Below are 700 nucleotides of genomic sequence, written 5' to 3'. Positions count from 1 at the left end.
AGATGTGTATAAGAGACAGCTAATGAACTCTGGTATAAATAAGAATCCCCAAAAACTGTAATAAACTAGCTCTTTGTTTATTGTATCCGTATTCTTTAAAGGTAACTTTTCTATAATAGGAAGACTATCATGAACATTTTCCATACAGTTCAAAAGCTCCAAATCATGGGTTTCCACATTCTCTACAAAATATCCTTGAGATATTGCATTTTCCATTATAGAAAACATTAATTGGTGCTTGGCTCTTGTTGTATCCATAGCATCATAATTTTCAGAAACAGGGTCTTTAATTGAAATAAAACTGTTGTTCAAATATGTATCGCAAGCCATCAATTCAAATAGATAATGATACATTCTTATGCAAGCTTCAGTCCCTGATATATGTATCCAATCTGCATTCTTTTTTACGGATATAGGAATCTTTTGTGTAACAAACACCCTTTTTATATATTCAAGCAATTTGTAACAATACGAAACACTAAACATTAAATCTTCTGATATATCTACAATCTTTGTTTTACGATGTTTAAATAAGTAATTTATCAATTGATAATATTGAGAATATTTGAAATAAATTTTTTTTATCTTTCCAAAAACCTCAATTTTTTTCATACTATCTGAAGCCTGTCTCTTATACACATCTAGATGTGTATAAGAGACAGTATATTAACAACGTTAAAACTCTCATTAAAGTTGTTCA

At 28.7% G+C, this 700-nt stretch carries 1 protein-coding gene; it reads right to left on the bottom strand.

Translation table 11 applies throughout. The features are described from left to right. Positions 1-612 (bottom strand): helix-turn-helix domain-containing protein (locus tag A5867_RS17755; protein WP_249270083.1); only part of this gene is annotated, 612 nt, incomplete at its 3' end. Between the last annotated feature and the right edge of the window lie 88 nt (positions 613-700).

Source organism: Enterococcus sp. 6D12_DIV0197, from assembly GCF_002174385.1.
Lineage (GTDB): Bacteria > Bacillota > Bacilli > Lactobacillales > Enterococcaceae > Enterococcus_D > Enterococcus_D casseliflavus.
This window is presented reverse-complemented; position numbering and strand designations above follow the sequence as displayed.